Annotated in this window: 25 protein-coding genes; 11 read left to right on the top strand and 14 right to left on the bottom strand. The window is 73.7% G+C overall.

Annotated features, from left to right (window positions below):
* Positions 1-54: 54 nt before the first annotated feature.
* Positions 55-1,179: a site-2 protease family protein gene (locus tag Q1K26_RS20750; RefSeq protein WP_300015525.1), complete on the bottom strand. Its 1,125-nt coding sequence runs from the start codon at positions 1,177-1,179 to the stop codon at positions 55-57.
* Between the two features lie 89 nt (positions 1,180-1,268).
* The gene (locus tag Q1K26_RS20745; protein ID WP_300015522.1) at positions 1,269-3,860 is read right to left on the bottom strand and encodes an MFS transporter; all 2,592 of its coding nucleotides are present in this window, start codon (positions 3,858-3,860) and stop codon (positions 1,269-1,271) included.
* Positions 3,861-3,956: 96 nt separating this feature from the next.
* On the opposite strand from Q1K26_RS20745, the gene Q1K26_RS20740 reads away from it, so the two are divergent.
* The 5 genes from Q1K26_RS20740 to Q1K26_RS20720 all read left to right on the top strand — a co-directional run bounded on the left by Q1K26_RS20740 (position 3,957) and on the right by Q1K26_RS20720 (position 8,217).
* Positions 3,957-4,139, top strand: coding sequence for a hypothetical protein (locus Q1K26_RS20740; RefSeq protein WP_300015519.1), 183 nt, complete (start codon positions 3,957-3,959; stop codon positions 4,137-4,139).
* A gap of 95 nt (positions 4,140-4,234) precedes the next feature.
* Complete coding sequence (locus tag Q1K26_RS20735) at positions 4,235-5,773, top strand: phosphatase PAP2 family protein (RefSeq protein WP_300015516.1); 1,539 nt, start codon at positions 4,235-4,237, stop codon at positions 5,771-5,773.
* A 145-nt stretch (positions 5,774-5,918) separates the two neighbouring features.
* Positions 5,919-6,281, top strand: a complete 363-nt coding sequence (locus tag Q1K26_RS20730; protein WP_300015513.1) for a VOC family protein — start codon at positions 5,919-5,921, stop codon at positions 6,279-6,281.
* Between the two features lie 374 nt (positions 6,282-6,655).
* Positions 6,656-7,519, top strand: a complete 864-nt coding sequence (locus Q1K26_RS20725) for an alpha/beta hydrolase (protein ID WP_300015510.1) — start codon at positions 6,656-6,658, stop codon at positions 7,517-7,519.
* Positions 7,516-8,217: a dimethylmenaquinone methyltransferase gene (locus tag Q1K26_RS20720; protein ID WP_300015507.1), complete on the top strand. Its 702-nt coding sequence runs from the start codon at positions 7,516-7,518 to the stop codon at positions 8,215-8,217. Before Q1K26_RS20725 ends, Q1K26_RS20720 begins: the two co-directional genes overlap by 4 nt.
* 164 nt (positions 8,218-8,381) lie before the next feature.
* Here Q1K26_RS20720 and prcA read toward each other — a convergent pair whose 3' ends face one another.
* From prcA to dop, 6 genes are all read right to left on the bottom strand, one after another.
* Positions 8,382-9,164: a proteasome subunit alpha gene (gene prcA, locus Q1K26_RS20715; RefSeq protein WP_300015504.1), complete on the bottom strand. Its 783-nt coding sequence runs from the start codon at positions 9,162-9,164 to the stop codon at positions 8,382-8,384.
* 4 nt (positions 9,165-9,168) lie between these two features.
* On the bottom strand, positions 9,169-10,029 hold the full coding sequence (gene prcB, locus Q1K26_RS20710; protein ID WP_300015501.1) for a proteasome subunit beta: 861 nt from the start codon (positions 10,027-10,029) through the stop codon (positions 9,169-9,171).
* Positions 10,030-10,096: 67 nt separating this feature from the next.
* Entirely contained in the window at positions 10,097-10,294 is a 198-nt protein-coding gene (locus Q1K26_RS20705; protein WP_141276402.1) for a ubiquitin-like protein Pup, read from the bottom strand.
* A gap of 69 nt (positions 10,295-10,363) precedes the next feature.
* On the bottom strand, positions 10,364-10,744 hold the full coding sequence (locus Q1K26_RS20700) for a hypothetical protein (RefSeq protein WP_300015498.1): 381 nt from the start codon (positions 10,742-10,744) through the stop codon (positions 10,364-10,366).
* Positions 10,741-11,046 (bottom strand): hypothetical protein, encoded by a 306-nt coding sequence (locus Q1K26_RS20695; protein WP_300015496.1) that lies wholly within the window; start codon positions 11,044-11,046, stop codon positions 10,741-10,743. The genes Q1K26_RS20700 and Q1K26_RS20695 overlap by 4 nt, the downstream gene beginning before the upstream one ends.
* 29 nt (positions 11,047-11,075) lie before the next feature.
* A complete protein-coding gene (dop, locus tag Q1K26_RS20690; protein ID WP_300015713.1) occupies positions 11,076-12,563 on the bottom strand; it encodes a depupylase/deamidase Dop in 1,488 nt (495 codons plus the stop codon).
* Between the two features lie 159 nt (positions 12,564-12,722).
* On the opposite strand from dop, the gene Q1K26_RS20685 reads away from it, so the two are divergent.
* Positions 12,723-13,766 (top strand): NAD(P)-dependent alcohol dehydrogenase, encoded by a 1,044-nt coding sequence (locus Q1K26_RS20685; RefSeq protein WP_300015494.1) that lies wholly within the window; start codon positions 12,723-12,725, stop codon positions 13,764-13,766.
* A gap of 161 nt (positions 13,767-13,927) precedes the next feature.
* Here Q1K26_RS20685 and Q1K26_RS20680 read toward each other — a convergent pair whose 3' ends face one another.
* Positions 13,928-14,434, bottom strand: a complete 507-nt coding sequence (locus Q1K26_RS20680; RefSeq protein WP_300015492.1) for a MarR family transcriptional regulator — start codon at positions 14,432-14,434, stop codon at positions 13,928-13,930.
* 90 nt (positions 14,435-14,524) lie between these two features.
* On the opposite strand from Q1K26_RS20680, the gene Q1K26_RS20675 reads away from it, so the two are divergent.
* From Q1K26_RS20675 to Q1K26_RS20665, 3 genes are all read left to right on the top strand, one after another.
* Entirely contained in the window at positions 14,525-15,085 is a 561-nt protein-coding gene (locus tag Q1K26_RS20675; protein WP_300015489.1) for a YceI family protein, read from the top strand.
* A 135-nt stretch (positions 15,086-15,220) separates the two neighbouring features.
* Positions 15,221-18,034 (top strand): AAA family ATPase, encoded by a 2,814-nt coding sequence (locus tag Q1K26_RS20670; protein WP_300015487.1) that lies wholly within the window; start codon positions 15,221-15,223, stop codon positions 18,032-18,034.
* Positions 18,035-18,077: 43 nt separating this feature from the next.
* Positions 18,078-18,836: a DUF6597 domain-containing transcriptional factor gene (locus tag Q1K26_RS20665; protein ID WP_300015485.1), complete on the top strand. Its 759-nt coding sequence runs from the start codon at positions 18,078-18,080 to the stop codon at positions 18,834-18,836.
* Here Q1K26_RS20665 and Q1K26_RS20660 read toward each other — a convergent pair.
* Positions 18,773-19,174, bottom strand: coding sequence for a VOC family protein (locus tag Q1K26_RS20660; protein ID WP_300015484.1), 402 nt, complete (start codon positions 19,172-19,174; stop codon positions 18,773-18,775). The two genes, Q1K26_RS20665 and Q1K26_RS20660, sit on opposite strands and share 64 nt — an antisense overlap.
* A 140-nt stretch (positions 19,175-19,314) precedes the next feature.
* On the opposite strand from Q1K26_RS20660, the gene Q1K26_RS20655 reads away from it, so the two are divergent.
* Complete coding sequence (locus Q1K26_RS20655) at positions 19,315-20,919, top strand: DASS family sodium-coupled anion symporter (RefSeq protein ID WP_300015482.1); 1,605 nt, start codon at positions 19,315-19,317, stop codon at positions 20,917-20,919.
* On the opposite strand, the gene Q1K26_RS20650 is transcribed toward Q1K26_RS20655, so the two are convergent.
* The 4 genes from Q1K26_RS20650 to Q1K26_RS20635 all read right to left on the bottom strand — a co-directional run bounded on the left by Q1K26_RS20650 (position 20,876) and on the right by Q1K26_RS20635 (position 25,437).
* The gene (locus tag Q1K26_RS20650; protein ID WP_300015480.1) at positions 20,876-21,316 is read right to left on the bottom strand and encodes a YchJ family metal-binding protein; all 441 of its coding nucleotides are present in this window, start codon (positions 21,314-21,316) and stop codon (positions 20,876-20,878) included. The genes Q1K26_RS20655 and Q1K26_RS20650 overlap by 44 nt on opposite strands.
* A 103-nt stretch (positions 21,317-21,419) precedes the next feature.
* Complete coding sequence (arc, locus tag Q1K26_RS20645) at positions 21,420-23,180, bottom strand: proteasome ATPase (RefSeq protein ID WP_300015479.1); 1,761 nt, start codon at positions 23,178-23,180, stop codon at positions 21,420-21,422.
* Positions 23,181-23,390: 210 nt separating this feature from the next.
* Complete coding sequence (locus Q1K26_RS20640) at positions 23,391-24,290, bottom strand: tRNA (adenine-N1)-methyltransferase (protein ID WP_300015477.1); 900 nt, start codon at positions 24,288-24,290, stop codon at positions 23,391-23,393.
* Between the two features lie 592 nt (positions 24,291-24,882).
* On the bottom strand, positions 24,883-25,437 hold the full coding sequence (locus Q1K26_RS20635; RefSeq protein ID WP_300015475.1) for a hypothetical protein: 555 nt from the start codon (positions 25,435-25,437) through the stop codon (positions 24,883-24,885).
* 82 nt (positions 25,438-25,519) lie between these two features.
* Between Q1K26_RS20635 and Q1K26_RS20630 the strand changes: the two genes are divergently transcribed.
* Positions 25,520-26,446: a PD-(D/E)XK nuclease family protein gene (locus Q1K26_RS20630; protein ID WP_300015473.1), complete on the top strand. Its 927-nt coding sequence runs from the start codon at positions 25,520-25,522 to the stop codon at positions 26,444-26,446.
* The last annotated feature ends 12 nt before the right edge of the window (positions 26,447-26,458 follow it).

Genomic DNA, 26,458 nt, shown 5'->3' with positions numbered 1-26,458 from the left:
GTTGCGCGAGCGGCGAACCGTGGGCGTTCTCCGCGGCCGCCGCCCGTTGCGGCATCACCGCAGCTCGGCGCGGTGGGTGAGCCGGGAGATGTCCGACGGTGCCACGATGCCGAGTACCCGGCGGGACGCGTCGAGCACCACCGCCCGCCCGTCCGCGCACCCCTGCATCCGCGGCAGCAGGTCCGCGAGGTCCTCGTCGGCGGCGGCCACCGGTACCTCCGCGGGCCGGCAGGCGATCGCAGCGAGCCGCGTGGCCGCGCGCTCACCGGCCGGCACCTCGCGCACCCGGTTCAGTGTGACCAGGCCGGCGAAGCCACCGGCGGCGTCGCGCAGCGGGAAGCTCGCGTGCCGCCCGTGCAGCAGGTGCTCCTCGACGAAGTCCTCGACGGTGAGATCCGGCGCCACGGTCACCGGGTCGGCGGTCATCACCTGCCCGACCTGGATCCCGGCCAGGGTCTCGTCGCGACCGGCCGCCTCTTCCTCGGCCCGAGCGGCGGCCACGACGAACCATCCGATCAGTGCGATCCACAGGCCCCCGAACCCCTGGGCCAGCACCACCTGGGCCAACCCCAGCACGATCAGGACCAGGCCGAGGGCCCGCCCGGCCCGGGGCGCGGACACCGCGGCCCGACGCCGGTCACCGGTGACCCGCCAGATGCCCGCCCGCAGCAGCCGCCCCCCGTCGAGCGGCGCCGCGGGGATCAGGTTGAACACCGCCAGCACGAGGTTGATCACACCGAGCCAGCCCAGTGCGGCGACCGCCACGCCGCTGCCACCGGCGGCCACCACGGCTCCGGACAGCACCAGGAACAGCCCGCCCAGCACGAGGCTGACCAGCGGCCCCACCCCGGCGATGCGGGCGTCGGCGCCGGGGGTGGCCGGGTCGCCGCGCAGCTGCGCCACCCCACCGAACAACCACAGCGTGATGCCCCGCACACCGACCCCGTTGCGCTGCGCGAGGACCGCGTGGGACACCTCGTGCGCCAGCAGGCAGGCGAGGAACACCAGCGCGGTCACGACACCGACGCCCAGGTACAGCGCAGGTGACGCCCCGGGGGCGACCTGGGGCAGGCGCCCGGCCGACAGCCCGAACGCGATCAGGCCGAGCACCACCAGGACGCTCCAGTGGGCGCCGACCGGAACGCCGGCGACCCGGCCGAGCCGGAAGCTCTCGTTCATCAGGTGTGTCTCCTCCTCGACGGCCGGGTTCGGGCCCACCGTCGCGTACCCGGGCCGGGGCCCGGGAACACCGCACCGGTCGACCGGTGTCACCGGGCTTCGTCGTGCCCCGGGTCGTCCACCGGCCCGTAGGTCGTGCGGGACAGGCGGCGGATCCGGCCCTCGTCGACCGCCTCCGCCAGCGCCGACCCGAAGCGGCCGGGCCCCCAGTAGCGGGCCCCGATCAGCCGGACCAGTTCCGCGCGGGACGCCTCGCCGTGTTCCTGCAGCGCCCGGGCCAGCACCTCGACCTCGCGGTCGAGATCCCGCTCGTCGTCGCGCCGGGTGAGGGTGAGGCCGCCGAGCCGCCCACCGCCCAGCGTCGGGCTCGGGCCGGGGCGGTACCGGCGCAATCCGGCGCGGTCGCGCTGCGACCTGCGGTCGGCGCGGGCCCGGATCCGCTGCGCGATCTCGGCGTCGTGGCGCTCGCGCGCCCGCTGCTGTTCATCCATCTCCTCGGAGGCCTCCCGGTGAGCCCGGCGGCTCTGTGCGTCCGCCCGGTGCTCGGCCACCCGGACGAGCTCCTCCGCGGCCACGGCCTGCCGCTCCAGCTCGCCGAGGCGCTCCTCGGTGGCCGGGTCCGGTTCGGCACCCTGCTCGCCGCGGACCTCGTGGACGCGGGCGCGCTCGTCGTGCACCACGGCCCAGGCCTCGTGTTGCGCAGCGCGGGCGCGGGCGACGACGGCGCCCTCGCCGTCGTCCTCGCCGTCCCCGGCCGCGTCGATCCCGCCGTCGGCCAGCGCCTGCTCGGCGAGCGCCCGCTGCTCGCGGGCGCGGGCACGTTCCATCGCCGCCGCGGCGAGGGCCTCGTGCATCGACTCGTCGCCCTGCCGCTCGGCGGCCAGCGCGGACACCTGCTCGCCCAGCGCGCGGGCCCGCTGCTCGGCCGCCTGAGCCCGCTGCCGGGCGGCGTCGCGCTCGTGGCCGCTGCGGTCCCGGGCGTCGGCGAGCGCCTCGAACGCCGCAGCCTGCTCCTCGAGTTCCTGGGCGCGCAGCCCGGCCATCTCGGCCAATGACTCCTCGACGCGTCCGCGCTCGGACACCTGGCCGGTGCCCGAGCCCGCGGCCAGCGCCGCGGCCCGGTGCTCGGCGGCCGCGGCGTGCTGGCGCTGCGCCTCCTCGCTTCGCTGCTCCGCGTCCCGCCGCGGACCGGTCGCCCGGTCGTCCCCGGGCTCTGCGTCCTCCTCGTCGGAGTCCTCCCGCTCGGCGTCGGCGGCGGTCAGCGGCTGGGCGATGTTCTCCAGGTTGGCCTTCTCGGTGCGCACACCCAGGACCAGCTCGGCGACCCCGCCCAGCGCCATCACCCCGGCCCCGATCAGGAACCCGACGGCGACCCAGCCCGGATTCTCGGTGTCGATCAGTCGACCGAAGATCAACGGTCCGGTGATGCCCCCGAGCGCGGTGCCCAGCGCGTAGAAGAAGGCGATCGCCAGAGCGCGGGTCTCGAGCGGGAAGACCTCGCTGACGGTCAGGTACGCCGCACTCGCGCCCGAGGAGGCGAGGAAGAAGATCGCGACCACCAGCGCGATGAAGGTCCACCGGTTGAGCGAGCCGTTGGCGAAGAAGTAGGCGAGCGGCAGGGTCAGGATCGCCGATCCCAGGTAGCAGCCGGCGATCATGGGTATTCGTCCGACCGTGTCGAACAGCCGGCCCAGGGTCAGCGGGCCGGCGAAGTTCCCGAGCGCGTAGATGATGATGAACACCGGGGTGATCGCCGCGGCCACCCCGAAGAAGGTGCTCATGATGTTGCCGAGGCTGAAGGTGATCCCGTTGTAGATGAACGCCTGGCCGACGAACAGCGCGAGCCCCAGGACCGTGCGGCGGGGGTAGAGCGTGAACGCGGTGGAGGCGATGGTCCGGATCGGGATCGTCCGGCGCTGGCGCACGGTGATCCCCGGTCCGGGCTCCTCGAGCTCCTGGCCGGTCTCGTCGACGACCTCGCGCTCGATGCGGTCGATGATGCGCTCGGCCTCCTCGGCCCGGCCGTGGATGAACAGCCAGCGCGGGCTCTCCGGGACGTGCCGTCGGACGAACAGGATGACCAGGCCGAGCAGGGCCCCGAACCCGAACGCCGCCCGCCAGCCGAGGTCGGGCGGCAACGTGTTGAGCAGCAGCACCGCCATCGCGGCCCCGCCCGCCGAGCCGAGCCAGTAGGAGCCGGCGATGGCCAGGTCGACCTGGCCGCGGACCCGGGCCGGCATGAACTCGTCGATCGCCGAGTTGATCGCGGCGTACTCCCCGCCGATGCCCAACCCGGTCACGAATCTGGCCAGGTAGAAGTACCAGGGCGCGAACGCGAACGCGGTGGCCACGACGGCCACGATGTAGACCACCAGCGTCAGGAGGAACAGCTTCTTGCGCCCGAACCGGTCGGTGAGCTGGCCGAAGAACAGGGCGCCGGTACAGGCGCCGACGATGTAGATGGCCCCGGCCAGGCCGATCTGGCCGGCGCTGAGCTGGATCCCGCTGTCCGGCTCGGTCAGCTGGGCCGCCACCGCCCCGACCATCGTGACCTCGAGGCCGTCGAGGATCCAGACCGTTCCCAGCCCGACGACGATCCGCCAGTGCCACCGCGACCACGGCAACCGGTCCATCCGGGCCGGGACCTGTGTGCTGACCTTTCCCAGCTGTACATCCGCCACAGCCGACCAGTACCCGGTCGTCGCCGCGCTAGCCTGGAATTCGTGAGATGTTCCCTTCTCGGGCATCGGTATCGATTCAGCGCCGACGGTCCGACGATGACCTGGTCCTGCCGTCGGGGCTGCGGCGCGGGCGGCTCGAAGGTCTATCCCAGCGCCGAGGACGCCACCCGCTACGCCCGTGGCCTCGACCGGGAGGACTCCGCCGACCTGGGCAGACGCGCACCGCTGATCGGGCTGCTGCCGCTGCGGATCATGCGGGCCCTGCGTCTGCGTCGCTGACCGTTCCGGGACGTCGGCTCGCCCGGCGGCGACGGGTCCGGCCCCCGGCCGTACCGGGCGGTACCGCACGGACGTCCGGCCGTAGTGTCGAGCACGTGATCAGACGGGTGCGGGGTCGCGTGGACCGGGTGAGCGAGCTGGACCGGGTGATCTCGCGGGCGGTGTCCGACCTGCCCCGCACCCGCTTCGACGACGCGATGAAGGCCGTGTCGACCGCGGCCAACCACGGCGTGCTGTGGTTCGCCGTCGCGGCGCTGCTCGGGTCGCGGCGCGGGTCGAGCCGCAAGGCCGCCCTACGCGGGGTGGCGTCCGTCGCGCTGGCCAGCACCTCGGCGAACGGCGTGCTCAAACCGCTGCTGCCGCGTCGCCGCCCCGCCGCGTCCGAGCTGCCGGCCTACCAGCAGCTCCCCGAGCCCCCGACGTCCTCGTCGTTCCCGTCCGGGCATGCGGCGTCGGCCGCCGCCTTCGCCACCGCGGTGGTCATGGAGAGCCCGCGGCTGGGCCTGGCCGTGGTCCCGTTGGCCGCCACCGTCGCCTACTCGCGCGTGCACGTCGGCGTGCACTGGTCCTCCGACGTGGTCGCCGGCGCGGCGCTGGGCACCGGCGTCGCGCTGCTCACCCGGCGCTGGTGGCCGGTGCGGCCCACCGACGAGGCCCGGGCCCGCCCGCTCGACACCGTGCCGGTCCTCACCCGCGGCGAGGGCCTGGTCATGGTCTCCAACCAGCGGTCCGGCGATCCCGAGCACGACCCCGCCGCGGAGCTGGAGACCGCGTTCCCCCGTGCCGCGGTGGTCCGGGCCGTGCCGGACCGGGAACTCGACGAGCAGCTCGACGCGGCCGTCGCGGCCCACGGCGACCGGGTGCGCGCCATCGGCGTGGCCGGTGGGGACGGCACCGTCGCGGCCGCAGCCACGGTCGCCGGCCGGCGCCGGCTGCCGCTCGTCGTCGTCCCGACGGGCACGCTCAACCACTTCGCGCGCGACGTGGGCGTCTACGACCTGCAGGAGGCCGTCGACGCCACCGCGGCGGGCGAGGCGGTCGCCGTCGACCTCGCGCTGGTCGAGGTGCATCCGCCCGCATCCGACTCCGAGTCGGTGATCCGCACCCGCGCGTTCCTCAACACCGCGAGCCTGGGCTCCTACCCCGACCTGGTGCGGCTGCGCGAGCAGTGGCAGCCGCGCTGGGGCAAGTGGCCGGCGTTCGCCGTCGCGCTGGTGGTGGTGCTGAGCCGGGCCGAGCCGGTGCGGGTCCGGATCGAGGGGCGCTGGACCGCGGTGTGGTTCCTGTTCGTCGGCAACGGTCCCTACCACCCCCGCGGCATGGTCCCGGCCTGGCGACCCACTCTCGACTCGGGCCTGCTCGATGTGCGGTGGCTGCGCGCCGACATCCGCTTCTCCCGGCTGCGCGCGGTCGCGGCGCTGCTGCTCGGCGCGCTGGGCCACAGCCGCGTCTACGGCCAGCGCGAGGTGGCCGAGTTCGACGTCGAACTGTCGGTTCCGGGCATGCTCGCCACCGACGGCGAGGTCGTCGAGGAGGCCGGGCGCTACACCTTCCGGGTGGCGAAGGAGCCGATCGAGGTCTACCGCCGCCGGGAGGAGAACTGGACCGGCCGGGACCGGCCGTTCCTGCCCTGAGGAGTTCACCCAGCTCGTCGCCGCCGCGCAGCCGCTGGAGGGCAGCTTCGAGGGTCTGGGGAAGCAGGCGTTCCCGGCAGCGGAGACCACGGACGAGGGCGAGAGGTCCCGTGGACTCCTGGCGGAAGTGGGGTAGGAACGGGGCATGCGCGTCACCGGACTCGACCACATCGTCCTCATCAGCCCCGACGCCGAGCGGCTGATCGCCTGGTACTCCGGCGTTCTGGGGCTCGAACCCGTTCGGCTGGAGCAGTGGCGGGCCGGGGAGGTGCCGTTCGCGTCGTTGCGGGTCGACGCCACCACGATCATCGACGTGCTGACCGGGGAGCGCAGCGGCACCAACGTCGAGCACATGGCCCTGGTGGTCGAGGCCGACCTGGACGCGCTGGCCGCCGAGCACGGCGTCGCCGCACCCCGCAGCCTGTTCGGCGCCCAGGGCCAGGGGTCGGGCATCTACCTGCGCGATCCGGACGGCAACGGCGTCGAGCTGCGCACCTACGATTGCTGAACGGCCGGGAGGCCACGACGAATCAGGGCCCCGGGAGCGCGCCCGGGCATGATCGTCGCTTCGGAACGGCGAGGTGTGCCGCACCCGCCCCCGCGTTCCCGACCGACGATCTCCACGAACACCGCACACCATGATCGACGTCGTGGAACCGCGAGCCGTACCCACCGACGGCCGGTGTTCCGAACCGCCGATCATGAAGCCCGCGCCGGGGTATGCGGCGCGCCTCGGACGCACCCCGCACCCGGCGCCCCGCGCACGACCCCCGCCCATGCCCGGACCCGGCCGCCTGCCCGCCCGCTCACCGGCGCCGGCGCATCGAGTCGGATCGGCCAACTCACCGGGCAGCGGCCGCGGCCGCTGGCTAGGGTGCCGGTGTGCCCCTGGGTGACGCGGTGGACGGGTTCCGGACCGCCTACGGCGACCATCCCGGCGCGGCCGGAACGGTCGTGCTGCTGCACGGCTGGCCCGGCGACCGCCACGACTTCCGCCGCGTCGTGGAGCTGCTCGCCGGTCGCTGTCGGCTCGTGGCGCCGGACCTGCGCGGGTTCGGCGCGACCACGGGCCCACCGGCCGCGGAGCCGGCGGCGTTCGCTGCGCCGGCCCAGGCCCGCAGCGTCGCCACGCTCGTCGAGCGGCTCAGCGTCGGACCGGCCGTGCTCGCCGGGTACGACGTCGGCTCCCGGGTGGCCCAGGAGATCGCGGCGAGCCGCCCGGACCTCGTGCGGGCGCTGGTGATCTCCCCGCCCCTGCCCGGCGCGGGCGACCGTGTGCTCTCGCCGGATCCGCAGCGCGAGTTCTGGTACCAGGCCTTCCACCAGCTCCACCTGGTCGAGCAGCTGGTCGACGGCGACCGCGACGCCGTCCGCGCCTACCTGGAGCACTTCTGGACACACTGGTCCGGACCCGCGTACACCCCCGATGCCGCCGAGCTCGACCGCCTGGCCGCCGACTACGCGCGTCCCGGGGCGTTCGTCGCGTCGGTCAACTGGTACCGGGCCGGTGCCGGGATGGTGGCCCGCTCGGTCGCCGAGCGCGCCCCGACGCCCGCGGACCGGATCGCCACCCCCACCACCGTGCTCTGGCCCGAGCACGACCCCCTGTTCCCCCGCGAGTGGTCGGACCGGGTCGGGGAGTTCTTCACCGACGCCGACGTCCGCGCCCTCGACGGCGTCGGCCACTTCACCCCGCTCGAGGCCCCCGCCGCCTTCGCGGCAGCCATCCAGGAGAGGACGGCATGAGCAGGTCGCATGCCCAGCAGTGGACCGTGAACCGGACGGTCGACCGGCCCGACCCGGCCCTGGTCACCGCGCTGCGCGAGTTCTCCACCACCCAGATCGCCGACTCCGGCGCCCCGGTCGTGGTGGTCGGCCCGGCGCTGCGGCGCCTGGCGGGAGGCTCCGAGATCTGCGGACCCGCCGTCACGGTGTGGACCAGGCCGGGCGACATCCTGTTCGTCCTCAAGGCGCCCGACCTGATCGGGGACGGCGACGTGCTCGTCATCGACGGGGGCGGCCGCGAGGACGCCGCGGTGATCGGCGACATCGTCGGCGGCACGATCCGGGCCAAGGGATGCACCGGGCTCGTCGTCGACGGTGCGGTGCGCGACATCGAGGGCCTCGACGAGGTCGGGCTGCCGACCTTCGCCCGCGGCGTCCACCCGGCCACCGGCTCCAACCAGGGCCCGGGTGCGATCAACGTGCCGGTGCACGTCGGCGGCGTGGCCGTGCACCCCGGCGACGTGGTCCGCGGCGATCCGAGCGGGCTGGTCGTCGTCCCCCGCGAGCACCTGGCTGCCGTGCTGGAGCTGACCCGGGCGGTGGCCGAGCGGGAGACCGCCTGGCGCGAGGCCGTGGCCGGCGGCGCCACCCTCGCCGAGGCCACCGGCATCGACGAACAGATCGCCACCCGCGGCGGCACCGAGCGCCCGCTGCCCTGATCCGGCGATGGCTCCCCGGTCCCGGGCACACGGTGCCGGCCGCCCGGCCGCGTAGGTCTCGGGGTCGGCGAGCAGCGGGTGCAGCTCGTCGACGTCCTCCGCACGGAGGGGGTCGAGCCGGACGAAGCGGCCGACCAGCGGCTCGCCGGTGGGCAGGACCGCCGTCAGGAGGGGGCACCGTTCTCGGGCACCACCGGGCTCTCGTCGCCGCCGACGTCCTCGGCGTTCGCGGCGGCGTCGGCGGTGCGGTTGGCCTCGGGCAGCAGCTCGCGCAGCGCGCTGCCCATGATCCGCCGGAAGGAGCGGCGCGGGCGGCCGCGGTCGAGGACGGCGACCTCCAGGGCGCGCACGCCCAGCACCGCGGGCTCGCCACCGTTGCCGGGGGTCTGCAGCGCCTCGACGGCGCACTGCACCGCGTCGGGCAGGTCGAGGCCGGACCGGTAGGTCTCCTTGAGCTTGGTACTGATCGGGTCGGTGGTGCCGCCCATGACCACGAACTGCGGCTCGTCGGTGATGGAGCCGTCGTAGGTGACGCGGTAGAGCTGGTCGCCGTCGGGGGACTCGCCGACGCCGGCCAGGCACAGCTCGACCTCGTAGGGCTTCTGCTGCTCGACGAACGAGGTGCCGAGCACCTGGGCGTAGAAGTTGGCGAGCATCCGCCCGGTGACGTCGCGACGGTCGTAGGTGTAGCCGCGCACGTCGGCCATCCGGATGCCCGCGTTGCGCAGCGTCTCGAACTCGTTGTAGCGCCCGACCGCGGCGAACCCGATGCGGTCGTAGATCTCCGACACCTTGTGCAGCGCGGTGGAGCGGTTCTCGGCGACGAACAGGACGCCACCGGTCCAGGTCAGCACGACGACGCTGCGGCCGCGCTGGATGCCCTTGCGGGCCAGCTCCGAGCGGTCGCGCAGGAGCTGGTCGACCGAGGAGTAGAACGGCATCGTCATGAGGTCAGCCTCCGGGGTTCTCGGTGCGGCCTGCCACGACCTGGGCGACGACCTCGGCGATCTCGGCGTCGGGGCGGCGGACCGCGCCCTCGGCCGCGGTGATCGACACGACGATCGGGTACAGCCGGCGGGTGAGGTCGGGACCCCCGGTGGCGGAGTCGTCGTCGGCGGCGTCGTAGAGCGCCTCGATCGCCGTGCGGACCGTGGTGGGCAGGTCGGCGTCGACGCTGTGGCGCTTCTTGAGCGCCGACTTCGCGAACACCGAGCCCGAGCCCACGGAGTGGTAGCCCAGCAGCTCGTCGTAGCGGCCGCCGGTGGCGTCGTAGGTGACGATCCGCCCGGCCCGGCTCGGGTCGGGTGCATCGGTGTCGAACCCGGCGAACAGCGGCACCACGACGAAACCCTGCATCGCGGCACCGAGGTTGCCGCGCACCATGCTGGCCAGCTTGTTGGCCTTGCCGTCGAGCGAGAGCGTGGTGCCCTCGATCTTCTCGTAGTGCTCCAGCTCCACGCTGAACAGCCGCACCATCTCCAGCGCGATCCCCGCCGACCCGGCGATCCCGACCGCGGAGTAGGCGTCGGTGACGAACACCTTCTCGATGTCGCGCTGGGCGATGACGTTGCCCGAGGTGGCGCGGCGGTCACCGGCGATGACGACCCCGCCGTCGAACACGAGCGCGACGATCGTGGTGCCGTGCGGCACGTCCAGGCCGGCCCCGGCGCGCGGCGGAAGGCCGTCGGGCACCTGTGCGGGCAGCAGGTGCGGGGCGTGTGCGGTCACGAAGTCGGTGAACGAGGACGGGCCGGGCGCGAGGTACGCGTCCAGCCCGACGGGGGCGCGGCGCCCTGGCTCCGGGAACGTCATGGTCGTCGTCTGCGCCTCTCCTCGTGCGGTACTGCTCGTGCTGGTGTGGAGGAACCTAGCGGTGCGGCTACTCGCCGCCCTTCTGCACGTACGCCCGGACGAAGTCCTCGGCGTTCTCCTCCAGGACGTCGTCGATCTCGTCGAGGATCGTGTCGACGTCCTCGCCCAGCTTTTCACGACGCTCCTGGCCGGCCGCGGCGGCGTCGGCGCCCTCGTCGTCGTCCCCGCCGCCACCGCCCTGACGCTTGGTCTGCTCCTGCGACATGACGCCTCCCGTTGCTCTGCTGCTCCCCATGAACACTAACCGTCGTACGCCCGACACGCCCGTGATCATTCACAAGGAGAGGATGCGGATCCGCCTCCGCGCGGCGCGTGCGAGCGCACCCAGGTCATCCGGGTCCGAGGTCAGTACGAGATCGTCCGGACCGGCGAGGAGTACGAGCGCGGCGTCGATGACGTCCCGCGTACCCGCTCGGGCCAGCAACTCCCCCGCCCGGCGGCCCAGCGCGTTGCCCAGCGGGACCACCGCCATCAGCGTGAGCGCACGAGCCAGCGGTACCTGTGCGCCCGATCCGCCCCGCCACACCTGGCCGACGACCCCGCCGTGGGTGACCGGGGGCCGTCCGGCGACGTTCTCGTAGCGCAGGTCGGCGATGAGCTTGCGGTCGCCGCGTTCGACGGCGAGCAGTGCTCCGGCGTCGAGGACGTATGTCATGCAGTCCGGCGGGCGTCGGTCGGGTCGCCGCACTCTTCGCCGTCGGGGATGTTCACGCTGGCGGCGCGCGCCGTGTGCTCGCGATGCGCGTTCTCCATCTCCTCCTCGGTGATCTCGCCGTACTCGGTCTCGTACCAGGCGAAGAACTCGTCCGCAGCGCGCATGCGCTGGTCGTGCTCGGACTGCGCGCGTAGGGCCGCGCTCACCCACGCGCTGAGATTGTGGTGCAGCCCGGCCTCGACAGCAGCTCTGCCCTCGGCGAGCAGGTAGGCGTCCACCGTGACGGAGAGTCGCTCCTTCATGAGGCACAGAATACGCCACGATCGTGGCATCACCCCCGGGTCAGGGCCTCCACCAGCTCCTCGGCGGTGCGGGAGTTGTCGATGAGCTCGCCGACGTGCTTGCGGGTGCCCCGCAGCGGCTCCAGCGTGGGGATGCGCACCAGCGACTCCCGCCCCAGGTCGAAGATCACCGAGTCCCAGGACGCGGCGGCGACCTCGGCGGGGTAGCGCTCCAGGCAGCGGCCCCGGAAGTAGGCGCGGGTGTCCTCGGGCGGGCCGGTCATGGCGGCGGTGACGTCGTCCTCGGTGACCAGCCGCGTGATCGAGCCGCGGGTCGCGAGCCGGTTGTACAGACCCTTCGCCATCCGGACGTCGCTGTACTGCAGGTCGACCAGGTGCAGCCGCGGCGCGTCCCAGCCGAGGCCGTCGCGCTCGCGGTAGCCCTCGAGCAGCCGCAGCTTGGCCGTCCAGTCCAGGCGGTCGGCGGTGCTCATCGGGTCGCGGGCCAGGTCCTCGAGCACCTCGCCCCAGAGCTGCATGACCTCCGCGGTGGCCTCGTCGGGCCGGTCGCCGACGTGGGCCTGCGCCTTCTCGAAGTAGGCCTGCTGCACCTCCAGACCGGTGAGCGTGCGCCCGTCGGTGAGCTCCACCGTGTGTTTGAGCGTCGGGTCGTGGCTGATCTGGTGCACCGCCCGGACCGGCTCGGCGAGGCGCAGCTCGTCGAACCGCACGCCCTTCTCGATCATGTCCAGGACGATCGCGGCCGTGCCGACCTTGAGCAGCGTGGAGTACTCGCTCATGTTCGCGTCGCCGATGATGACGTGCAGGCGGCGGTACTTGTCGGCGTCGGCGTGCGGCTCGTCGCGGGTGTTGATGATGCCGCGCTTGAGCGTGGTCTCCAGGCCGACCTCGACCTCGATGTAGTCGCTGCGCTGCGCGATCTGGTAGCCCGCCTCGTCCCCCGACGCGCCGATGCCGACCCGCCCGGCGCCGCAGACCACCTGGCGGGTGACGAAGAACGGCGTGAGGCCCGCGACGATCGCCGGGAACGTGGTGGACCGCGCCATCAGGTAGTTCTCGTGCGAGCCGTAGCTCGCGCCCTTGCCGTCGACGTTGTTCTTGTAGAGCTGGATCCGCGGCGCGCCCGGCACGGTGGCCGCGCGCATCGCGGCCTCCTCCATCACCCGCTCCCCCGCCTTGTCCCAGATGACGACGTCACGCGGGGTGGTGACCTCCGGCGTGGAGAACTCCGGATGTGCGTGGTCGACGTAGAGCCGCGCGCCGTTGGTGAGGATGACGTTGGCGGCGCCGAGGTCGTCGAGCTCGGAGTCGGCGGGGGCGTGCATGGTGGGCGTGGACAGGTCGAAGCCGCGGGCGTCGCGCAACGGCGACTCGACCTCGTAGTCCCACCGGGCCCGGCGCGAGCGGGGGATGTCGGCGGCGGCGGCGTAGGCCAGCACCACCTGAGTGGAGGTGATCACCGGGTTGGCGGTGGGGTCGCCCGGCACCGAGATCCCGTACTCGATCTCCGTACCCATGATCCGGCGGGCCGTCACGGGCGGGCCTTCAACGCACTCATGCACCCACCCTAGCCCGCGTCTCAGGTTGAGACCGGCATCACATGCGATCACGCGCATGCTCGGAGGTTCCCGAGCCCGGAAGGGGCAGTTCCTGTGCCGGAGACGATGAAATCGTTCGTGATCAAACGTGTCGGCGAGACCGAGGTGGTCGAGAAGCCGGTCCCGGAGCCCGGACCGGAGGAGGCGATCGTCCGCACCACCGCGGCCCTGATCTGCACCTCCGACGTGCACACCGTCAAGGGCGCCCTGCCGGTGCCGGACGGCCGCACGCTGGGCCACGAGTCCGTCGGCGTGATCCACAAGCTCGGGTCGGCCGTCACCGGGTTCTCCGAGGGCCAGCGCGTCGTCGTCTGCGCGGTGACGCCGTGCTACCGCTGTTCGGCGTGCCAGCGCGGGTTCACCAGCCAGTGCGGCGGTGCGCTGGGCGGCTACAAGTACACCGTCCAGATGGACGGCAACATGGCCGAGTACTTCGTGGTACCGGCCGCCGCCGCCAACCTCACGCCGATCCCGGAGACGATCAGCGACGAGCAGGCCGCCTACTGCTGCGACATGCTCACCACCGGCTTCATGGGCGTCGAGCACTGCTACCTGCAGTTCGGCGAGACCGTGGCGATCTTCGCCCAGGGCCCGGTCGGGCTGTCCGCCACCATCGGCGCCCAGCTGATGGGCGCCGGGCGGATCATCGCCGTGGAGTCCCGCCCCGAGCGGCAGGCCCTGGCCAAGCGCTTCGGCGCCACCGACATCGTCGACTTCACCGCGGGCGACCCGGTCGAGCAGATCATGGACCTCACCGGTGGTGAGGGCACCGATGCCGCCATCGAGGCCTTCGGCTTCCCGGACACCTTCGAGGCGTGCCTGCGGGTCACGAAGGCCGGCGGGCGCGTGTCGAACGTCGGGTACCACGGGGAGAACCCGGCGCCGCTGCAGCTGCCGCTCGACGCGTTCGGCCTGGGCATGAACGACAAGGCCGTGCACACCGGCCTGTGCCCCGGCGGCAGCGAGCGGATGAAGCGGCTGCTGCGCCTGCTGGCGTCCGGTCGCATCGACCCGACACCCATGACGACGCACACGTTCGGTTTCGACCGGATCGGCGAGGCGTTCGAGATGATGACGACCAAGGCCGACGGGATCGTCAAGCCACTGATCACCTTCCCGTAGGAACCGGCTACCGGACCGCGAGGGCGACGGACCCGGGCGGGCGATGACGGCGTCATCGCCCGCCGGCACCGGCGTTCGGGACCCGTCCTCGCGGTCCGGCCCCCACGCCACCGATCCCACCCGGCCGGGCGCCCGGGGGATGGCGGGCGGTCGTACGGCGGCTACCGCTGCTCGTCGTCGGCGGCCCGGTCGGCGACGGCGGGCCACAGCGGCTCGGGGGCGAGATGGGCGGTCAGCGCCTCGCTGATGTCGAGCAACGCGGCCTGCTGGGCGGGGCTGAGCTGGTCGAACAGCAGCGTCCGGACCTCCTCGACGTGGCCGCGGGCGGCGCTCTCCAGCCGGGCGAGGCCGGCGTCGGTCAGCTCGGCGAGCGCCCCGCGCCGGTCCGAGGGGCACGGCCTGCGGAGCACCCACCCGGCCTCCTCCATGCGGGAGACGGCGTGGGAGAGCCGGCTGCGCGAGGACAGCGACGACGTGGCCAGCTGGCTCATCCGCAGGGTGCGACCCGGCGCCTCGGACAGGCGGGCGAGGATCTCGTAGTAGGCGTGCGGGAGCCCGGCTCCGTGCTGGAGCTGGCGATCGATGCGGTCCCACAGGAGCCGGCTGGCGGTGAGGAAGCTGCGCCAGGTGCGCTGCTCGTCGTCGTCCAGCCACCGCGGCTCGGTCACGGACCCTCCCGGAATAGTTGAACTCTCACCTTGTTGGTACTACTGTCGCTCTCAACACCTGAGAGTTCAACCAAGTTCACGGAGGAACCGATGACCACGGCAACGACCCAGATCCCCGGCTACGTCGCGGGAACCTGGGACATCGACCCGGTGCACTCCGACGTCTCCTTCACCGTGCGCCACATGATGGTGAGCAAGGTACGCGGACGGTTCGCCGGATTCTCCGGGGAGATCGTCACCGGCGAGGATGTCACCACATCGAGCGTGCGCGCGGAGATCGACGCCGCCTCGATCGACACCGGCAACGAGCAGCGTGACGGCCACATCCGCTCGGCCGACTTCTTCGACGTCGAGCGCAACCCGACCTGGACCTACACCTCCACCGGAGTGCGCGTGGACGGTGACGACCTGGTCGTCGACGGCGACCTCACCATCAAGGGGGTGACGCGGTCCGTGCCTCTGGCGCTCGAGGTCAACGGCTTCGGCCCGGACGCCTACGGCGGCACGCGCGCGGGCTTCACCGGCACCACCTCGATCAACCGCAGCGACTTCGGCGTCGACATCTCGATGCCGATGGACGGCGGCGGCGTCGTCGTCAGCGAGAAGGTGCAGATCACCCTCGAGATCCAGGGCGTGCTGCGCACCTCCTGACCGTTCCCCTCCGACCGGCCCCCGACCGCACGTCGGGGGCCGGTCGCGTCGGGCCGGTGTCCCGGTTGTCGGTGTCCCGGTTGTCGGTGTCCCGGGTGTCGACGGCCTGCAGTGCCGTGCACCACACTGACGCACATGCCACCCGGGCCCTTCGTCGGCCGTGCCGCGGCGCTCGCCGAACTACGCTCGGCCGTCGCCGGGGGCGCCCGCGGCGAGGCGGCCGTCGTCCTCGTGGCCGGCGAACCGGGGATGGGCAAGACCCGGCTCGTCGCCGAGCTGCTCGCCGACGTCGGGTGCCCGGTGATCGCCGGCCGGGCCGATCCCCAGGAGGGCGCGCCGCCGCTGTGGCCGTGGTTGCTCGCGCTCGCCGGACGCCCCGAGCGCGCGGCACTGACGGCGATCGGCGCCCCGCTCCCCCGGACCAGCGACCCCGCCGCGGGCACGCTGCTCGCCCGTGCCGCGCGGACCCTCGCCTTCGACGCCGTGCTCGACGGGCTGGTGGCCTCGGCGACCGGGACGGGGCTCGTCGTGGTGCTGGAGGACGTGCACTGGGCCGACGAGTCGACGCTGCGGCTGCTCGCCATGGCCGCGGGACGCCCGTGGCTCGTCCTCGTCGTGACGTACCGCTCGACCGAGCAGGGGCCCGCACTGCGCTCGGCCCTCACCGAGCTGCGCCGCCTCGGCTGCACCCGGACCATCGCGCTGCGGCCGTGGTCCCTCGCCGAGGTCACCTCGCTGCTCCCGGCGGACATCCACCGGTCGTGGGCCGCTGTACTGGCCCGGGCGGGGGCGGGGAACCCGCTGCTGGTCGGCTCGCTGATGGCGACCCTCGCCGACACCGGTCGCGCCGCCGTCCCGGCCCCGGCCGACGGGTCGTGGCCGCTGGGAGTGCCCGACGACCTCGCCGACGGCACCGCCGAGCGCCTCGCCCGCCTCGATCCGGCGGCCCGCCTCGCCGTCGAGGTGGCGAGCGTGACCGGACCCGGGTGCAGCCCGGACCATCTCCTGCTGCTCGGCGACGCGGAGCTGCCCCCGGACTACGCCGCCGCGCTGAGCGGGCTGGAGACGGCCGCCGCGGCCGGGCTGCTGCAGGCGGGCGCCCCACCGCTGTTCGACCCCGCCCACGCCCTGCTCCGCGAGGCCGTCTACGACCGGCTCCCCGCGGCCCGTCGCCTCGACTGGCACGCGCGCCTGGCGGCGGCGATCGAGGCCGGTGCGCTGCCCGGCGAGGCGGTGACCCACCGGCTGCGGTCCGCCGTCGACGCCGCGACGCGCGCCGCGGCGGTGGACGCCTGCCGCGCCGCGGCCGGCACCGCCTCCGCCGCCCTCGCCTTCGACCGTGCGGTCGAGCTCCTCGACGCCGCGCTCGCCCTGCCGGGACTCGACGCCGGAACCCGCGCCGGGCTGCGGCTCGACGCCGCCGACGCCGAGTTCGCCGCGGGCCTGCCCGACTCCGCCGTCCGCCGCTGCCGCGCGGCGGCCACCGAGTCCGGCGACCCGGCGGTGCTCGTGCGTGCCGCGCTCGCCGTGCGCGGCATCTGCGGTCCGCACAACACCGACATCATCGACCTGTGCGACGTCGCGCTGCGGGCGCTGGCGCCCGGCGACACCGCCGGTCGGGCCCGGGTGCTGGCCCAGCGTGCCCTCGCTGTCTCCGACACCGTCGGCTGGGAGGGAGTGGACGCCGCCAGCGCGCTGGCCCTGCGACTGGCCGAGGAGAGCGGCTCGCCCGGCGCGCTCGCCGACGCCCTGCGGGCCCGCCAGCACGCCGTCAGCGGTCCGGCCGGCGTGACCGAACGGGTCGAGCTGGCGGCGCGCATGCTCGACCTCACCCGCCGCGGCGGGCCGCCCGACGCCGACCTGTGGGGTCGGCTGTGGCGGGTGGACGCCGCCTTCCAGCGGGGCGCGCTCGACGTCGTCGACACCGAGCTGGGCCACCTCGCCGCACTCGCCGACCGCCTGGGCTGGCCGCTCGCGGCATGGCACCACCGCCGGTTGCTCGCCGCGCGCCACCTGACCGGCGGCCGGTTCGCCGAGGCGGAGGCGGAGGCCGACCGCGCGCTCGCGGCGGCTCGGCGCACCGGTGACCTCAGCGCGATCGGGGTCGACGGCGCGTTCCGCAGCGAGCTGCTCGACCTGAGCGGGCGCCACGCCGAGATGCTGGAACTCGCCGAGAACGCACGGCTCCTGGCCGGCTGGATGCCGATCTTCTGGGCCGACATGGGGCCCCGCATGCACGCCGCGGGCGAGACCGACACCGCACACCACTATCTCGACCGGCTGCGCCCGGTTCTCGACGACCTGCCCCCCGACGGCCGCTGGCTCACCATCGTCCTGCGCACCGGCGAGCTCGCGGCCCGGCTCGGTGACACCGACACCGTCGCCCGCTGCCTGGCCCGCACCACACCGTTCGCCGCCGACTTCATCGCAGGCGGGTCCGGATCGGTCCGCTGCGACGGGTCGGTGTCGCGCGTGCTGGGCGTGCTCGCCGCCGCGCTGGGCCGCGACGAGGAGGCCGAGCGCCGGCTCGCCGAGGCCGTCGCCATGGAGGACCGGGTCGGCGCGCTGCCCTACCGGGTGCTGTCGCAGGTCGCGCTCGCCCGGCTGCTGGTCGGGCGCCCCGGGGACGCCGAGCGGGCGGCCGGACTGGCCCGGTCCGCGGCCGACACCGCCCGGCGGCTCGGGATGGCGCCCGCGTTGGCGGCCGCGGACGAGCTGCTGGTCGCGATCCGCAGCGCGCAGCGCTCCGCCGTCCCGCTGACGACTCGCGAGCGGGAGGTGCTCGCCCGGCTCGCCGACGGCCGGACCAACCGGCAGATCGCCGCCGAGCTGGTGGTCTCCGAGCGCACCGTCGAGACCCACGTCGCGAACGTGCTGGGCAAGCTCGGCGTCGCGAACCGCGCCGAGGCCGCCGTGTGGGCGAGCCGCAACGGCCACGCCACGGCGTGAACGGGCTCCTGAGGGTGTCGGTGGATCACGCTACCGTCGGCGCGTGACCTATCGCGAGTACCCGGCCCCCGCGCGGCTGGCCGGGCTCGTGGAGTGCGGGTGGGTCTCGGTGCTCGGCGGCACCGAGCCCGCACGCGTCCAGAACGTCGTACCCGACTCCTGCATGGACCTGGTCTGGTCCGCCGGCGAGCTGCTGGTGGCCGGGCCGGACACCACGGCACATCCCGTCGTCGTGGCACCCGGCTCGGTCACGGCGGGGCTGCGGTTCACCCCGGGTGCCCTGCCCTCGCTGCTGGGCGTCCCGGCCGCGGAGCTGCGCGATCGGCGCGTCGCGCTCGCGGAGCTGCACCCCCGGACGGCGCGCGCGGGGGTGCAGCGGCTGGCCGGCGCGCCCGCCGGCACCGGCCCGCGTGAGCTCGACCTGCTCGCCGAGATCGCGCTGGGACTGCCGGCGGGCGGTGCCCGGCCCCCGCGCGAGGTGGTGGCGCGGATCGCGGGCGGGTCCGGGGTGGCGGCCACCGCGGACGCCCTGGGCTGCACCACCCGCACCCTGCACCGCCGGTGTCTGGAGCACTTCGGCTACGGCCCGGCGGTGCTGCGCCGGGTCCTCCGGTTCCGCCGGGCCGTCGCACTGCTGTACGCGGGCGCTGCCCCGGCCGCGGTCGCGGTCGACGCGGGCTACGCCGACCAGCCGCACCTGTCCCGCGAGTTCCGCGCGCTCGCCGACATCGCGCCGGGTCAGCTCGTGAGCGCGGCGAACAGGTCCACGCCCGTGCCGTCCGGATCCAGCACCGTGGCGTAGCGCTGCCCCCACGGGGCGTCGAACGGTTCCCGCTCGCCGCGGTACCCCGCCCCGGTCAGCTCGGCGTACGCGGCGTCGACCGCGACCGGGGCGGGCACCAGGAACGCCAGGCTCGTGCGTCCCCCGCCCGCCGGTGCGGCCCAGCCCGGATCCAGGGACCGGGCGATGTCCTCGATGTCGAACATCAGCCGCACCCCGCCGGGCAGGACCGCCTCGGCGTGCGGGGCGGTCTCGGCGCCGTCGGGGATCTGCAGACCCAGCATCCGGTAGAACGCGCAGGCCGCCGCCATGTCGGCCACCACGAGCCCGACGGCGTCCAGCTTCGCCTCGATCGTCATGGCCGCACGGTAGGACTCCGTACCGGCCCGGGTCGTGAACGGATCGGACATCCGGCGGCACACGTGCTCCGGCCGGACGACGCGACACGATCGGGTAGCGTCCGCCGAATGGAGGAGTCGGTGGCCGGAGGAGCCCGCGCATGACGAGCACCCGTCCCGCACCACGCCCCGACGAACGGCCCGCCGGGCCGCCCGGGACCCCCACCGACGCGCGCCCGCCGGGTCGGGTGTGGGCCTTCCGCGGGGCCGGGCTCGTCGCCTCCGCGCTGACCTGGCTCGCCCTCGGCTCGGCGACCGGGCTGGAGCCCGCCGGACGCACGGTCGCCGCGATCGGCGTGCTGATGGCCGTGTGGTGGATGACCGAGGCCATCCCCCTCTCGGCCACCGCGCTGGTCCCGATCGTCGCCTTCCCCGCCTTCGGCGTCCTGTCCGTCGGCGACGCCACCGCCCCGTACGCCAGCGACATCGTCTTCCTGTTCATGGGCGGGTTCCTGATCGCCATCGCCATGCAGAAGTGGAACCTGCACCGGCGCATCGCCCTGCTGACGCTGCGGGCGGTCGGCACCCACCCCCGCCGGATCGTGCTCGGCATGATGATCGCGACGGCGTTCCTGTCGATGTGGGTGTCCAACACGGCGACGACGCTGATGATGCTGCCGATCGCGCTGAGCGTGCTCGCGCTGGTCGTCGAACGCAGCCACGGCACCGGTGAGGTCCGCCGCGGATCCGCGATCAGCGACACCGTCGACGACCCGTCCGTGCGGATCTTCGGTGTCGGGCTCGTGCTGTCCATCGCCTGGTCGGCCTCGATCGGCGGCCTCGGCACGCTGCTGGGCAGCCCGCCCAACGCCATCGTCGCCGCCTACGCCGAGGAGCAGCTCGACCGCGAGATCACCTTCCTGGGCTGGATGCAGCTGGGCGTACCGATCGTCGTGGTGTTCCTGGCGATCGCCTGGCTGCTCGTCACCCGGGTGCTGTTCCGCAGCGGGCTCGAGGAGATCCCCGGTGGCAAGGAGATGATCGCCGGGCAGGTCCGCGAGCTGGGACCGGTCAGCACCGGGGAGAGGCGCGTGCTCGCGGTGTTCGCCGTAGCGGCGTTCCTGTGGATCGTCCCCGGCCTGCTCGCCCGCATCGAACCCGTCGGATCGGCACTGCCCTGGCTCGGCGGGCTCGACGACACCGCCATCGCCATCGCGGCCGGCATCGTCCTGTTCCTCCTGCCGGGCCACCCCCGGGCCGACGACCGGGGCGGCGAGATGCTGCTGAACTGGGACGACGCCCAGAAGGGGCTGCCCTGGGGCGTGCTGCTGCTCTTCGGCGGCGGGCTGAGCCTCGCGAGTGCGGTCGCCGCCAGCGGGCTGGACGCGTGGATCGGGACCCGGGTCGAGGCCCTCGGCGTGCTGCCGATCGTGCTGCTCGTCATGGCGGTCGTCGCGATCGTCCTGCTGCTCACCGAGGTCACCAGCAACACCGCCACCGCCGCGACGTTCATCCCCGTGCTCGGTGGCGTCGCGCTGGGCATCGGCGCCGACTCGATGACCCTGCTCATCCCGGCGGCGCTGGCGGCGACCTGCGCGTTCATGCTGCCCGTCGGCACCCCGCCCAACGCGATCGTGTTCGGCAGCGGCACCGTGACCATCGGCCAGATGGCGCGCGGCGGCGCGGTGCTCAACGTCATCGGGGTCCTGCTGATCACCCTGTTCAGCTGGATGCTCGGCGGGTGGGCGCTGGGCCTGCAGTTCTGAGCGGTCCCCGCCGGTCGGTCGGGCCGACGTAGACCCAGCGACCGGCCACCCGCCGGAACCGGCTGAGCTCGGCCACCACACCGCCGGCGTGGTGCGCCCGGAACTCGACGGTGCCCGTCGGCTCCAGCAGCCCGCCCCCGGTGCCGCCGAGCACCTCCAGCCCCGTCCACCGCGTATCCGGATCGATCTCGACGCGGCGTGGGCGGGTGTCGGGGTCCCAGGTGGCGTGCAGGTAGGCGCGGTCACCCACGGCGAACGCGCTGTAGCGCGACCGCATCAGCGCCTCCGCGGTCGGCGCCGCCTCCCCGCCGTGGAACCGGCCGCAGCAGGCGGCGTAGGTGGCGGGCAGCCCGCACGGGCACCGGCGCGTCGAACCCTGATCCGACGAAGGTCCCATTCGTCGCAACCTATCGGACGGGAGTCCCACTCGTCGGGCGCCGACCGGGAATCGGAACGGGGCCGACCGCGGTGCGGTCGGCCCCGTTCCCCGAGCGCGAGGGCTAGAGGTACTGGCCGGTGTTGCTGGCCGTGTCGATCGCCCGGCTGGTGGCGTCGTTCTTGCCGGTGACGAGCGTGCGGATGTAGACGATCCGCTCGCCCTTCTTGCCGGAGATGCGCGCCCAGTCGTCGGGGTTGGTGGTGTTCGGGAGGTCCTCGTTCTCGGCGAACTCGTCGACGATCGCGTCGAGCAGGTGCTGCACCCGCAACCCCTTCTGGCCGGACTCGAGCACCGCCTTGATCGCGGACTTCTTGCCGCGGTCGACGATGTTCTGGATCATCGCGCCGGAGTTGAAGTCCTTGAAGTAGAGCGTCTCCTTGTCCCCGTTGGCGTAGGTGACCTCCAGGAACCGGTTCTCCTCGGTCTCGTCGTACATCCGCTCCACGACCCGCTCGATCATCGCGTCGATGCACGCCTTGCGGTTGCCGCCGAACTCCGCGATGTCGTCGAGGTGCACCGGCAGCGTGTCGGTGAGGTACTTGGAGAAGATGTCCTGGGCCGCCTCGGCGTCCGGACGCTCGATCTTGATCTTGACGTCGAGCCGGCCCGGTCGCAGGATCGCCGGGTCGATCATGTCCTCGCGGTTGGACGCACCGATCACGATGACGTTCTCCAGGCCCTCGACGCCGTCGATCTCGGCGAGGAGCTGGGGCACGATCGTGGTCTCCACGTCGGAGGACACCCCCGACCCACGGGTGCGGAAGATCGAGTCCATCTCGTCGAAGAAGACGATCACCGGGGTGCCGGCGCTGGCCTTCTCCCGGGCCCGCTGGAAGATCAGCCGGATGTGCCGCTCGGTCTCACCGACGAACTTGTTGAGCAGCTCGGGGCCCTTGATGTTGAGGAAGAACGCCCGGCCCTCGTTGGGGTCGTCACCGCGCTGGGCCGCGATCTTCTTGGCCAGCGAGTTGGCCACGGCCTTCGCGATGAGCGTCTTGCCGCAGCCGGGAGGTCCGTAGAGCAGCACTCCCTTGGGCGGGCGCAGCTCGTACTCGGTGAACAGCTCGGCGTGCAGGAACGGGAGCTCGACCGCGTCGCGGATCATCTCGATCTGCCGGAACAGGCCGCCGATGTCCTCGTAGCCGACGTCGGGCACCTCCTCCAGCACGAGGTCCTCGACCTCGGCCTTGGGCACCCGCTCGTAGGCGTAGCCCGCCTTGGTGTCGACGAGCAGTGAGTCGCCCGGCTTGAGCGCGATCAGGTCGGGGTCGGACTCGTCGAACAGCGGGGCGGCGAGCCACACCACGCGCTCCTCGTCGGCGTGCCCGACGACCAGCGCGCGACCGGCGAGGCCGTCATCGGTGGGCGGGGAGAGCACCTCGCGCAGCGCGCAGACCTCACCGATGCGCTCGAAGTCGCCCGCCTCGACGACGGTGAGCGCCTCGTTGAGCCGCACGGTCTGCCCGGCCTGCAGCTCTTCGGTCGACACCGCGGGGGAGACCGCGACCCGCATCCGACGGCCGGAGGTGAACACGTCCACCGTCTCGTCGGGGAAGCGGGCGAGGAACACGCCGTAGCCGCTCGGGGGCTGCGCGAGCCGGTCGACCTCCTCGCGCAACGCGATCAGCTGCCCGCGGGCCTCCTTGAGCGTCTCGGTCAGCTTCTCGTTGCGGGCCGAGAGCTGGGAGAGCCTGCTGGCCGCCTCGGCGAGCCGCTGCTCCAGCACCCTGGCCTGGCGCGGCGACTCCGTGAGCTTGCGGCGGAGTAGGGCGACCTCTTCCTCGAGGAAGCGGATCTGGGCGGCCGCCTCGTCGGCGTTCATGCCACCTGGGTTCTGTCTGCCGGTTCCGTCGTAGGGGTTCACGGCATCCTCCCTCCGTGTTCCGTTTCCATACGATACCTGGCCGCCCTGCCGGACGCGGTGCGGCGAATCGGTGATCCATCACTCACGCGGACGGCACCTTGACGGGGAACGGTCGTGCCGTCTCCGTGACGGCCGCCCGCGATGCGGGCCTGCCGCGCTCCGCCCGGTTCAGCGCGTCGCCGTCGGGCGTCGCTGGGGGCGCGGGGGCGACACGCCGTCGGCGAGCCGTCGGGCCGTCACGAGGAACGCGGTGTGGCCCTGCATCCGGTGCTCGGGCCGGACGGCCAGACCGACCACGTGCCAGGCCCTGACCAGGGACTCCCACGCCTCCGGCTCGGTCCAGCACTGCTGTTCGCGCAGCGCCTCGGTGATCCGGGACAGCTGCGTGGTGGTGGCGACGTACACGACCAGCACCCCTCCCGGGACGAGGGCTCTCGCCACCGTGTCGAGCTGCTCCCACGGGGCGAGCATGTCCAGCACGACCCGGTCGACGGACCCGTGCTCGACGTCGGCGTGCAGTGCGAGGTCGCCGACCGTCAAGGACCAATGGGGTGGGATCTCGCCGAAGAACCGGTACACGTTGCGTTCGGCGTGCTCGGCGTGGTCGGCGCGGATCTCGTAGGACCGTACCGATCCGGTCGGCCCGACGGCCTGCAGCAGCGAGCAGGTCAGCGCACCCGATCCGGCCCCCGCCTCCAGCACGCGCGCCCCGGGGAACACGTCGCCCCACATCAGGATCTGGGCCAGGTCCTTGGGGTAGATCACCTGTGCCCCCCGCGGCATGGACAGCACGTAGTCGGCCAGCCGTGGGCGCAGCGCGAGGTACGGGGTGCCCACGGGCGAGTGCACCAGGCTGCCCTCGGGCTTGCCGATCAGGTCGTCGTGGGCGATGCCCCCGCGGTGCGTGTGGTACTGCGCGCCCGCCTCCAGCACGACCGTGTAGTGGCGCCCCTTGGGGTCGGTGAGCTGCACCCGGTCACCGGCCCGGAACTCCTCGCCCCGGGTTGGGCCGGGGCGGGGGGGCTGGGGTTCGGCGGGATCGACCTCGGGCGGCAACGTTGCGGACACGGGAGGAAACGCTAACGGCACGGCTCCGACGGCCCGGCCCGGGCTCGCGGGCCGGGGTCGCGGCCACCGGTGCACCGGTGCACCGGTGCACCGGTGGACCGGCCAGCGGTCACCGGCCACCGGCCACCGGCCACCGGCCACCATGATCAGCACTTCGGAACCTGGAGCCGCACCACACACGCCGCACCGTTCCCAGGCGGGGATCACCCACGGCTGCCGTGCCCGCCCTCCGACCAGCACACCGAGACCGGCGGGCACCCCGCACCTCGGCCCGACACCCGGTCCCCACCCCGAGATCGGCGAACCGGAACCGACGACCGCGCCGTGCACGCCAGAGCGTTCCTGGGCGGCGATCACCATCCGAGCGCCGGGACGGCCCCGCCCGACGCACCGGAGCCGGGAGGCACGCGGCACCCGGTTCCCCGGCGGTCGCCCGACCCGCCGGCCGGGCGACCATGATCAGCGGACAGGAACCCGCGGCCGCGCCGGGCACGCCTCCCCGTTCCCACCCGACGATCACAGCCCGCCGGGCACGCCTCCGCGTTCCCGCGCGACGATCACGGCCCGCCGGGTGCGGGCTCCGCGCCAGGCTTCAGGCGGCCCCGGCGAGGAGCCACTGCCCGTTGACCGACTGCAGCGCCGCGGAGTCGGTACGCGGCTCGCCCTGCCGGGTGGAGGTCCACGTGATGGTGGCGTTGAACCGGTCGATGGTCACGTCCTCGACGGTGGTGGTGGACGCGGCCTCCGCCGCCGCACCCGCCGCCCCGTCCTGGCTGAACACCGCGGTCATCGCCTGCTCGCAACCGGTCGCCTGCCCCCCGCCTGCCACCACCGCGGCCACGAGCTGCGCGCTGGCCTCCGAGGTGCTGAGCCGGCACGCCGTGGCGTAGTCGCCGGAGGCGACCGCGCCCTGGTAGGCGCGCAGGACCGTCGCGATCCGCTGCTCCTCGGGCCCGACCGCGCCCGCCCCACTGCTGCTCGGCGTGACCGACGGCGTTCCGGACCCGGACCCGGTGGCGGTGGCAGTGGCGGTGGCCGTGGTGGCCGGGCCCGTGGACGGGGAGGCCGCCCCGTCGACACCCGCGGTGCAGCCGGTGAGGGCACCGACGAGCGCGACCACGGCCAGGGCGGTTCGGATCCTCTTCATCGCGACACACCGTATCCAGTGGCGGCCACGGACCTGCGCGGGGTGGCCGCGGCTGTCGGTGGGCTGACCTACCCTCGCCGTCATGTCCGAGTCCGCGGTGCCCGAGCCCGTGCCCGTGCCCGAGCCCGTGCCCGCACCCGATCCCGCACCTCCCGACCGCAGACGCCCCGCCCTCTCGCCCTCGCGCGCCGCCGACTTCAAGCAGTGCCCGCTGCTCTACCGGTTCCGGGCGATCGACCGGCTGCCCGAACGTCCCTCCCGCGCTCAGGTCCGCGGCACGCTGGTCCACGCGGTACTGGAGCGGCTGTTCGACCTGCCGGCGGGCGACCGCGACGCGCAGGCGGCCCGGGCGATGGTCGGCCCCCTGTGGAGCGAGCTGTGCGGGCGCACCCCCGGGCTGGCCGCCGACCTGTTCGACGGCGGCGCCGAGGATCCCGAGGTGCCGGGCTGGCTGGAGTCGGCCGAGGCCCTGCTCGAGACCTACTTCCGACTGGAGGATCCGCGCCGGCTCGAGCCCGCGGCCCGGGAGCTGCTCGTGGAGACGGAGCTGGGGTCGGGGTTGCTGCTACGGGGCTACCTCGACCGGCTCGACGTCGCGCCCGACGGCCGTACCCGGGTGGTCGACTACAAGACCGGCGCGGCCCCCCGCCAGGTGGCCGAGGCGCGGGCCCTGTTCCAGATGAAGTTCTACGCGCTCGCCCTGCTGCAGCTGCACGACGTGGTGCCCACCGAGCTGCGGCTGATCTACCTCAGCGACGGCGAGACGCTGCGCTACCAGCCCGACGAGCACGAGCTGCGCCGCTTCGAGCGCACCCTCGACGCGATCTGGCTGGCCGTACTCGCCGCCGGGGCCACCGGCGACTTCCGCCCCAACCGCGGTCGCATGTGCGACTGGTGCAGCCACCGGTCGATCTGTCCGGCGTGGGGCGGCACTCCCCCGCCCTACCCGGGGTGGCCGCGGGATCCGGAGGCGAGCGCGGAGGAGTCGGTGCTGGACCGGGCGGGATAGCGAGGCATGATC

It is taken from the genome of Pseudonocardia sp., from assembly GCF_029263155.1.
GTDB lineage: Bacteria > Actinomycetota > Actinomycetes > Mycobacteriales > Pseudonocardiaceae > Pseudonocardia.
Note: the sequence above shows the minus strand (reverse complement) of the source record. Positions and strands in the feature narration are given on the sequence as shown.

Excerpts from the sequence above, each read along its gene's own strand:
- Q1K26_RS20635 (WP_300015475.1), bottom strand. The coding sequence starts at position 25,437 with ATGAAGAGGATCCGAACCGCCCTGGCCGTGGTCGCGCTCGTCGGTGCC.
- Q1K26_RS20705 (WP_141276402.1), bottom strand. The coding sequence starts at position 10,294 with ATGTCGCAGGAGCAGACCAAGCGTCAGGGCGGTGGCGGCGGGGACGAC.
- Q1K26_RS20700 (WP_300015498.1), bottom strand. The coding sequence starts at position 10,744 with ATGACATACGTCCTCGACGCCGGAGCACTGCTCGCCGTCGAACGCGGC.
- Q1K26_RS20660 (WP_300015484.1), bottom strand. The coding sequence starts at position 19,174 with ATGACGATCGAGGCGAAGCTGGACGCCGTCGGGCTCGTGGTGGCCGAC.
- Q1K26_RS20695 (WP_300015496.1), bottom strand. The coding sequence starts at position 11,046 with ATGAAGGAGCGACTCTCCGTCACGGTGGACGCCTACCTGCTCGCCGAG.
- Q1K26_RS20650 (WP_300015480.1), bottom strand. The coding sequence starts at position 21,316 with ATGGGACCTTCGTCGGATCAGGGTTCGACGCGCCGGTGCCCGTGCGGG.
- prcB (WP_300015501.1), bottom strand. The coding sequence starts at position 10,029 with ATGACGTTCCCGGAGCCAGGGCGCCGCGCCCCCGTCGGGCTGGACGCG.
- Q1K26_RS20740 (WP_300015519.1), top strand. The coding sequence starts at position 3,957 with ATGACCTGGTCCTGCCGTCGGGGCTGCGGCGCGGGCGGCTCGAAGGTC.
- Q1K26_RS20670 (WP_300015487.1), top strand. The coding sequence starts at position 15,221 with ATGCCACCCGGGCCCTTCGTCGGCCGTGCCGCGGCGCTCGCCGAACTA.
- Q1K26_RS20720 (WP_300015507.1), top strand. The coding sequence starts at position 7,516 with ATGAGCAGGTCGCATGCCCAGCAGTGGACCGTGAACCGGACGGTCGAC.
- arc (WP_300015479.1), bottom strand. The coding sequence starts at position 23,180 with ATGAACGCCGACGAGGCGGCCGCCCAGATCCGCTTCCTCGAGGAAGAG.
- Q1K26_RS20750 (WP_300015525.1), bottom strand. The coding sequence starts at position 1,179 with ATGAACGAGAGCTTCCGGCTCGGCCGGGTCGCCGGCGTTCCGGTCGGC.
- dop (WP_300015713.1), bottom strand. The coding sequence starts at position 12,563 with ATGGGTACGGAGATCGAGTACGGGATCTCGGTGCCGGGCGACCCCACC.
- prcA (WP_300015504.1), bottom strand. The coding sequence starts at position 9,164 with ATGACGATGCCGTTCTACTCCTCGGTCGACCAGCTCCTGCGCGACCGC.
- Q1K26_RS20675 (WP_300015489.1), top strand. The coding sequence starts at position 14,525 with ATGACCACGGCAACGACCCAGATCCCCGGCTACGTCGCGGGAACCTGG.
- Q1K26_RS20730 (WP_300015513.1), top strand. The coding sequence starts at position 5,919 with ATGCGCGTCACCGGACTCGACCACATCGTCCTCATCAGCCCCGACGCC.
- Q1K26_RS20655 (WP_300015482.1), top strand. The coding sequence starts at position 19,315 with ATGACGAGCACCCGTCCCGCACCACGCCCCGACGAACGGCCCGCCGGG.
- Q1K26_RS20630 (WP_300015473.1), top strand. The coding sequence starts at position 25,520 with ATGTCCGAGTCCGCGGTGCCCGAGCCCGTGCCCGTGCCCGAGCCCGTG.